Origin of the sequence: Wolbachia endosymbiont of Drosophila bocki (assembly GCF_028982005.1) — a bacterium.
Taxonomy (GTDB): domain Bacteria; phylum Pseudomonadota; class Alphaproteobacteria; order Rickettsiales; family Anaplasmataceae; genus Wolbachia; species Wolbachia pipientis.
Map to the genome: position 1 here is coordinate 1 of NZ_JAPQLG010000043.1, position 7,115 is coordinate 7,115.

7 protein-coding genes, 1 tRNA gene and 1 pseudogene are annotated in these 7,115 nt (G+C 33.6%); 8 read left to right on the top strand and 1 reads right to left on the bottom strand.

Going from position 1 to position 7,115, the window contains the following annotated elements; translation table 11 throughout:
- Positions 1-357 precede the first annotated feature (357 nt).
- The 7 genes from OZD61_RS00830 to OZD61_RS00860 all read left to right on the top strand — a co-directional run bounded on the left by OZD61_RS00830 (position 358) and on the right by OZD61_RS00860 (position 5,127).
- Positions 358-1,581, top strand: coding sequence for a WD1261 family protein (locus OZD61_RS00830; RefSeq protein WP_274979493.1), 1,224 nt, complete (start codon positions 358-360; stop codon positions 1,579-1,581).
- 69 nt (positions 1,582-1,650) lie between these two features.
- Positions 1,651-2,157, top strand: a complete 507-nt coding sequence (ppa, locus tag OZD61_RS00835; RefSeq protein WP_274979494.1) for an inorganic diphosphatase — start codon at positions 1,651-1,653, stop codon at positions 2,155-2,157.
- Between the two features lie 44 nt (positions 2,158-2,201).
- Complete coding sequence (locus tag OZD61_RS00840; RefSeq protein WP_010963140.1) at positions 2,202-2,363, top strand: hypothetical protein; 162 nt, start codon at positions 2,202-2,204, stop codon at positions 2,361-2,363.
- Between the two features lie 92 nt (positions 2,364-2,455).
- Positions 2,456-2,546 (top strand) — tRNA-Ser (locus OZD61_RS00845).
- A gap of 176 nt (positions 2,547-2,722) precedes the next feature.
- Positions 2,723-3,868: a SurA N-terminal domain-containing protein gene (locus OZD61_RS00850; protein ID WP_274979495.1), complete on the top strand. Its 1,146-nt coding sequence runs from the start codon at positions 2,723-2,725 to the stop codon at positions 3,866-3,868.
- Positions 3,869-3,971: 103 nt separating this feature from the next.
- Complete coding sequence (locus OZD61_RS00855) at positions 3,972-4,592, top strand: ferredoxin reductase domain-containing protein (RefSeq protein WP_182321079.1); 621 nt, start codon at positions 3,972-3,974, stop codon at positions 4,590-4,592.
- Complete coding sequence (locus tag OZD61_RS00860; protein WP_182321081.1) at positions 4,576-5,127, top strand: 5-formyltetrahydrofolate cyclo-ligase; 552 nt, start codon at positions 4,576-4,578, stop codon at positions 5,125-5,127. Before OZD61_RS00855 ends, OZD61_RS00860 begins: the two co-directional genes overlap by 17 nt.
- A 44-nt stretch (positions 5,128-5,171) precedes the next feature.
- Here the strand turns inward: OZD61_RS00860 and OZD61_RS00865 are convergent, their stop codons facing one another.
- Complete coding sequence (locus tag OZD61_RS00865) at positions 5,172-6,206, bottom strand: hypothetical protein (protein ID WP_274979496.1); 1,035 nt, start codon at positions 6,204-6,206, stop codon at positions 5,172-5,174.
- Positions 6,207-6,324: 118 nt separating this feature from the next.
- Here OZD61_RS00865 and elbB point away from each other — a divergent pair.
- Positions 6,325-7,051 (top strand): annotated as a pseudogene (elbB, locus tag OZD61_RS00870) (isoprenoid biosynthesis glyoxalase ElbB).
- Positions 7,052-7,115: the final 64 nt, after the last annotated feature.

Below are 7,115 nucleotides of genomic sequence, written 5' to 3' on the forward strand. Positions count from 1 at the left end.
AAAAAAACGCCATACTTGAAAGTATAATGTAAGTAATTAGCCAACCACGGGGCTTCTTTTGCCTTTTTTTGTTTAGTAAATTTCTTAAATATTTATGGCTAAACGACAATCGTCATCCCAGCGGGATCTAGAGATACCGCGAATGAATCGCGGTATGACGGTTCGCGGCGGCATAAAGATAAGTCTCGTCATCCCGCTGCGTGTTAGCGGGATCTCTTGTTAGTGGCTGAGATACCGCGGCGGTACAGCTATACCTTTTTCTACTTAGTTTGGGTTATGCAAGAAGTCTAATAACATTTATTGCTATTTTGCCATGTATCCCTTATACTATAAAGTAGAACATTATAGGTTTCAGCAATGATAAAAGAAATTGAAGAACTAATAAAAATTGTTGGTAAGGGTAATTTATTAGAGACGTTATTTATTTTTTTAGGCAGCTTTCAACATGCTGAATTAGGTCGTTTTATAGATCACAGAAATCATTTTGGTTTGTCTGAATTCATTAGAAAAAAAGAGGAACTATTAGATAAATATTTTAACTTAAAATTTAGTCTACAAGGGCTGTTTTTAATTTATGCTCAAGCTTATCAAATTCTAAGTGAAAACAATAACCTGAATACTAAAGATGTCATAGATAAAATATATGAAGTTATTAAAGGATCTGAGTTAAATGAATATATAAATGAAGTAGTAGATGGAAGAAAATTAGATTTACTTAACATCTTAGCAAATCCAAAGAGAGAACCAATATTTGAAACAGAAGAGGATTTTGAAAATAAAGTACTCATTGGTCTTAGAAAGTTACTAAGTGAAGGAAATACATTAAACAAATATGACAGAGAATTTACATTAAATAAGTGCGTTATCAGCAGCTATTATTCCATTCATGACATAAAAGCAGATAAAGATATAGCATTGTTCTTTTCTTTGGGTGTTTACTATAAAGAACTTTCGTCATCTAACAAAACAGTAAAAAGAGAAGTATTAGAGATATGTGAGAATCAGTTAATAGAGAGCTATATAATGTTCTTAGCTGGCAAACTACACATGATCGGATTATCAAGTAGAGATAAATATACAATCGACCATGAGAGTGTGGATCGGCAAGAGAAAACATTGAAAATGGATGGATTAATGTATCCTATAAATACAAAAAACTCCCTAGAGCAACTGTTAAAAAACCAAAATAGTGATGAATTTGAACAATTAATAACGAGCCCTGATAATATATACTACTCAGTGCTGCAAGAAGAGAATGAATGTAGGCCAAATCCTATCACCAGCAAGAAAAAAGAAAAAGACCATAAAAACGCAGTCTGTAAACTTATTTTAGGTATGTTTGTATTATCTGTTGGGTTATATGTTGCTGATTATTTCTTTATGGAGCAAAAATTGTTTAACTCAATAAAAAATGTTTTGCCACAAGACAACCTTACTAACCTGATAGTTGGTGCGGTGCTTACTATCGTAATAGTATATGCCTTATTTCAATTATTGGAACCACCACAGGAACCACCACTTTCAACAGTCAATAAGACGACGAATGAAAATTTAGGACCGCTCCATGCAAAACAAGCTTAGAACTACATAAATGTAGCAACTTAAAAGTACATATTGTATAATGCTTATTCTTAAGTTAAGAGGTAATTTATGGATTTAAGTAAAGTAACAGCAGGACCAAATGTGGTGAATGTGGTAATTGAAATAAGTGCAAATGCTGAGCCTGTAAAGTATGAATTTAATAAAGAGCTTGGGTTGTTACAAGTTGACAGATTTTTATCTACCTCAATGACTTATCCTTGCAATTATGGGTTTGTACCAAATACCTGCGCAGGTGATGGTGATCCTGTGGATGTTTTGGTGCTAACTCAGTTTCCCTTAGCATCTAGTGTTTTAATATCGGTGCGTCCGATAGGCGCATTACTCACTAAAGATGAAAAAGGAGAAGATGAGAAAATATTAGCTGTGCCTGTTTCCAGTGTTGATAGCTATTATGACAATATAAAGGACTATTCTGACTTATCTAAAAGCCTACTAGATAAAATTACTCATTTCTTTTCTCATTATAAAGATCTAGAAAAGGGAAAAACGGTAGCAGTTGGAGAATGGGTTGGTGTGGAAGAAGCAAAGAAAATCATTGAAAAAAGCAGAAATTAGTTTTTATTGATTTATAGCTAAAGTGGCTTAGGTTTGCCCACAATTTGAAAAACAACAAATTCGTCATTCCGCTACTTGTTAGCGGAATCTATACCGCGCACAACTGTACGAACATTGCAATATGGCACATAGTAAACGATGTCATTCCAGTGCGTGACACTGGGATGACAAGAAAGGGAGCACTGGAATTTTTGTTTCAGCATTAGCCATGCATCTGAACAGATACAAATATTGCAATTAAAAGCATTAGACAGGTGGTAGAGGTCTTGGTATTATATAATCTTTAGGTTCTAAATTTGGAAGGGTGGCCGAGCGGCTGAAGGCGGCGGTTTGCTAAACCGTTATACGACCCAAAAGTCGTATCGAGGGTTCGAATCCCTCTCCTTCCGTATACTGTTTTTAGCACGGTTTAAATTCGCTATGTTAGCATGTTTTTAGCCTATTTACCAGCGTACCTGATTTTGTTGCAATGGTTTTTATTTCCGTTGTCACTGAGATCACTATTAAAAAGTTGGCTAGCATTGACTCAGTATTTATTATAGAATTGGTTATTAACTTTACTTGTATGTATAAAATACTAATTTTACTGTTGATAGTGTTGCTACTTGGGTTGCTTGCAACCGAGATTGAAATTGTTGCAGATGTAAATGGCGAGCCAATTTCAAATTTAGATATCGAAAAACGCATCAACTTTATAAATTCATTGTTTGGCACTCAAAGTGTTAATCAAAAAGAAGCAAAACCTCAAATTCTTAGGGAGCTAATAGACGAAATTATCATTACCAATGAAGCGCAGAGGCTGAATATAAAATTGAGCAACGAGGAGTTAGATAATGCTGTCATGTTATTTTTAACCCAAAGTTTTAAACTTAAGGCTAATGAAGTTGATCAATACATAGAGAAGCATAATATAGATCTTGGTATTTTAAGAAAACAAATAAAATGTCAGTTACTGTGGAGCAAAATTATTGAAGTAAGAATTGTGCCATTTATTAATATAAGCGATAAAGAAGTAGATGATGTAAAAAGGCAAACAGAAAAGCCGGATTATCTTATCACGTTCCAAGAGTTTATAATTCCTGATCAAAAAGACAAGGACGTTTATGGTATAGCTGAAGATTTAGTAGAAAAATTACGTAATAGTAATAACCCAGAACCTCCAATAAAGATGCGTAAAGCAACAGTTAATTTAAGTCAGCTCAAAGATAAACTTAAGAGCGTTTTAGAAAGACTAGAAACCGGTGATATAGCAGGTCCATTCAGTTTCAGTGAAGGTTACTCTGTTATAAAAGTCATAGATAAGGTACAACTTAATCATGCACTGCTGGAAAGCACTTTAAAATTAAAACAGATTGTGGTTGAAGGTTCAGAAAGTTTATTGGATAATTTCAAGGAGCAAAAAATCAATTGTTTGAATTTCGATAAATTAGCAGATAATTTTAAGTTGCCAAACGCAAAAGAGTTTGAAATAAAAATGCGAGATTTAAATCCTGATTTACAGATTTTATTTAGTAAAACAAGTGTGAATGAAATAGTAGAATTGAGAGAAAATGGCACTGCAAAGTTGATGATGTTGTGTGATATCAAGAGTAATGTAGCGGGTATAGAAGCAATTAAACAGCAGATGTATCAACAAAAGATTATGATACAAAGCAACTTGTTATTAGATGATATGCGTAAAAATGCAGCTATCAGTTATCGGTATAGTTGAAGTCAGAGAGTGTCCTTATCTCTTTCTTTGTGTATAGAACTATATAAATTACTTTGTTCTATAAAATTTCAAAAAATTTGAACAAATGCAGTTAAAATAGCACATGAAGAATATAATGCTAATTGGTGGTGGAGTTGGAAATGCAGTGTTATTTTCGATAGGAAAGGCATGTCTTGAAAATAATAACAAGGTTTTGTACTTCGCTGGCTATAAGAAGTTAAGTGATGTATTTAAACGAGCACTAATAGAGCGTGCATCAAATGCAGTAGTTTGGGTATGTGAAGAAGGATTGATAGAAACAAGCAGAGATCAAGATAAATCCTTTCATGGTAATATAGTTGATGCAATAGTCTCTTATCAACAAGGAAGATTAGGTATTAATTTGAACGTTATAGATAAAATTATCACTATTGGTTCTGATAAAATGATGAAAGCTGTGAATGAAGCTAGAAAAACAATTTTAAAGCCATATCTGAAATCAGGCCACATAGCGATATCATCAGTTAATTCTCCTATGCAGTGTATGATGAAAGAAATCTGCGCTCAGTGTGTGCAGCAACATATAAATGCGAAAACAGGAGAAAGGAGTTTTGTTTATAGTTGCAGTAATCAAGACCAGGATATGGGGTGTGTTGACTTTGACTTTTTAAGTGAGCGCTTGAAGCAAAATAGTTTACAAGAAAAACTTACTGCAAAATGGATAGATCATGTTCAAAGATATTAAACAGCACAAAAAGGAAATAAGAGAGCAATATAGAGCTATAAGAAAAGATATTGATGAAAGTTATTCCAGTTATGCGGCAAATTCCCTTATTAATCTCTTTAATCAGAACCTAAGCTACGTTAAAGGCAAAACAATAGCAGCTTACATTCCAATGGATGAGGAAATAGATGTTGTGCCTTTGATGCATAGTTTACTCGATTTAGATTATAAAATAGCAATTCCTAATAAAAACAAGTTACTAAAATTTGAGAAATGGAACGAAACAAATGAAGATGTAATTCCTGACACAATCATTACTCCTGTTATTGCTTTTGATGATCATTTGAATAGATTAGGTTTTGGCGGTGGTTGGTATGATACAATGATAAAAAAATTACGGCCGCTTGGAAAAATATTTATAGGTGTAGCCTATGAGAAACAATATTGTAAAGATTTACCTGTAGAAAAACATGATCAAAAATTGGATATTATAATCACTGAGATGTGTGTTAGATGTGGAAGTGGATTGCTCAAAAAAGTGGATAAAAAGGAGTAGCGTAACCCCACTTTCTGATAGTAATTTTTGCGTAAAAAAATGCATCAACTTGGTCCTGTGATTCCTCCTTCACTCACTCGTGCAGCACTTGAAATACCTAAGTGAGAAGATGGCTTCATTGCTGCAACTTTCTCATCAACAATTTTTTCTACCTCCTCTATTTTACCCTCACCAATGGCCATAATTTTAGATTGAAATTTCTCCATAAGCTCCTCAAGTGCTTCCTTATCACTTTCATAAGTACTAGTACCTTTTTCTATAAGCCTTTTCATGTCTTCTTTTGAAAAATTTTGAATAGTTCCATTCTTTACTAACTCTTGTATAGCAGATCGCTGCCCTTCATTTTGAAGCATGCCTATGACCTTTGCTTTACTCTGGGCGTTTTTTATTTTTTCACCTTCTTCGGACATATTATAGCATATAATCTCTTGAGCCAAACTGTTGTATAATTTACTAAAGTTATCTTTTTTTGGCCCAACCTCAGGCAATTTATCCCCTAAATTTTTAGATAAACTTTTCACTGCTTTTCCTGCATCAATCGCACCTTCTTTTATTTTTTCCCCTGCCTTTCCTATACCTATTCCTACATAACGTGCTCCAATAGCCACAAGCGCTATTAATGTAGCAAGCACAATAAGCGGAGAAAATGCTGCTCCTAATACCATTACGGCAGAAGCTATTCCAATTTTTTTATTTGCAGAGGCTGATTTAAAATAATTGACTAGATTATCCAGTGGACCTTTATTATTATTTACAACATTACTTATTGCTTGTTGGTTAACAGATTTTAACGCCTCTTCTATTATTTTTGAGTCAACATTTTCAGAAGTTAAATCTTTAAGTGCTTCTTCAATGAATTTTATAAATAATTCTTTGTTGACCTCCTTTTGCAAGCCTTGGTCATTAATCGCTAAACCTAAATCTTTGAGGTTCATCTCTTTAACTTGTTCTGATAGGGTTGTAAATAACTCTTTTTTCCCCTCTTGTGAGGATTGTGCAATACTTTCTATTATATCTGAAATAGCTTTTCTTAGTTCTGGATAGTCAGTGTCAAAAAACATACTATTACTAGATTCCATATTCAGCTTCGTTGATTATAAATATGCCTAATTATACATACTAATCATTAATTATATTATAATTGACATAACATACCCCTTTCCAAATATAGAATTTGTATTAAAATATCTAGATTGTATGAAATCAAGGTACTTTATGGGTGAAAAAAAATTAAAAGCTGCTGTGGTTTTATCAGGGTGTGGTTACCTTGACGGTGCAGAGGTAAGAGAAGCGGTTTTAAGTTTGCTTGTTGCTTGATCAGCAGGAAGTGGATGTTAAATGCTTTGCACCTGATATCAATATCACACAAGTTATGAATCATAGAACAAAAGAGGCAACAAAAGAAAGAAGGAATGTACTTGTGGAAGCAGCAAGAATCGCAAGAGGCGAAATATATGACTTAAAAGAAGCCGAAGCTGAAAATTTTGACATGCTAGTTGTACCTGGTGGATACGGGGTTGCGAAAAATTTATCTGACTTAGCTGAAAGTAAAGACATGGTGACAGTAATGCCTGAATTTGAAAGATTAGTTTCAGAATTTTTTGTTACAAAAAAGCCAATAGGAGCGATATGCATATCTCCAGCCATCATTGTTTCAATTTTAAGTAACAAGATAGGTAAAGAAGAAAGTAAGGTTAAGGTAACTATAGGAGATGACAGAGAACAGTTGATAGAAAGGCTTGGCGGCGAGCACATAAAATGCGATACAGAGTTATCAATAGAAGACGAAGAACATAATGTATTTTCCTGTTCTGCTTATATGCGTAGCGACGAAAGTACATACTCTGTATATCAAGGGATAAAGCATATGATTGACAGCATGGTAAAAAAGATTAACAAAAAAACTAAACAGCCATTCCTCTAAGAACCTGTTAAGGATCTCGAAAATATGAGGTAAAATAAGCATAGTTAAGAAAGAGGTATATCTA

What these genes read in the sequence shown, in the direction of transcription:
- OZD61_RS00830 (WP_274979493.1), top strand. Translation starts at nt 358, where the DNA reads ATGATAAAAGAAATTGAAGAACTAATAAAAATTGTTGGTAAGGGTAAT.
- ppa (WP_274979494.1), top strand. Translation starts at nt 1,651, where the DNA reads ATGGATTTAAGTAAAGTAACAGCAGGACCAAATGTGGTGAATGTGGTA.
- OZD61_RS00850 (WP_274979495.1), top strand. Translation starts at nt 2,723, where the DNA reads ATGTATAAAATACTAATTTTACTGTTGATAGTGTTGCTACTTGGGTTG.
- OZD61_RS00855 (WP_182321079.1), top strand. Translation starts at nt 3,972, where the DNA reads ATGAAGAATATAATGCTAATTGGTGGTGGAGTTGGAAATGCAGTGTTA.
- OZD61_RS00860 (WP_182321081.1), top strand. Translation starts at nt 4,576, where the DNA reads ATGTTCAAAGATATTAAACAGCACAAAAAGGAAATAAGAGAGCAATAT.
- OZD61_RS00865 (WP_274979496.1), bottom strand. Translation starts at nt 6,206, where the DNA reads ATGGAATCTAGTAATAGTATGTTTTTTGACACTGACTATCCAGAACTA.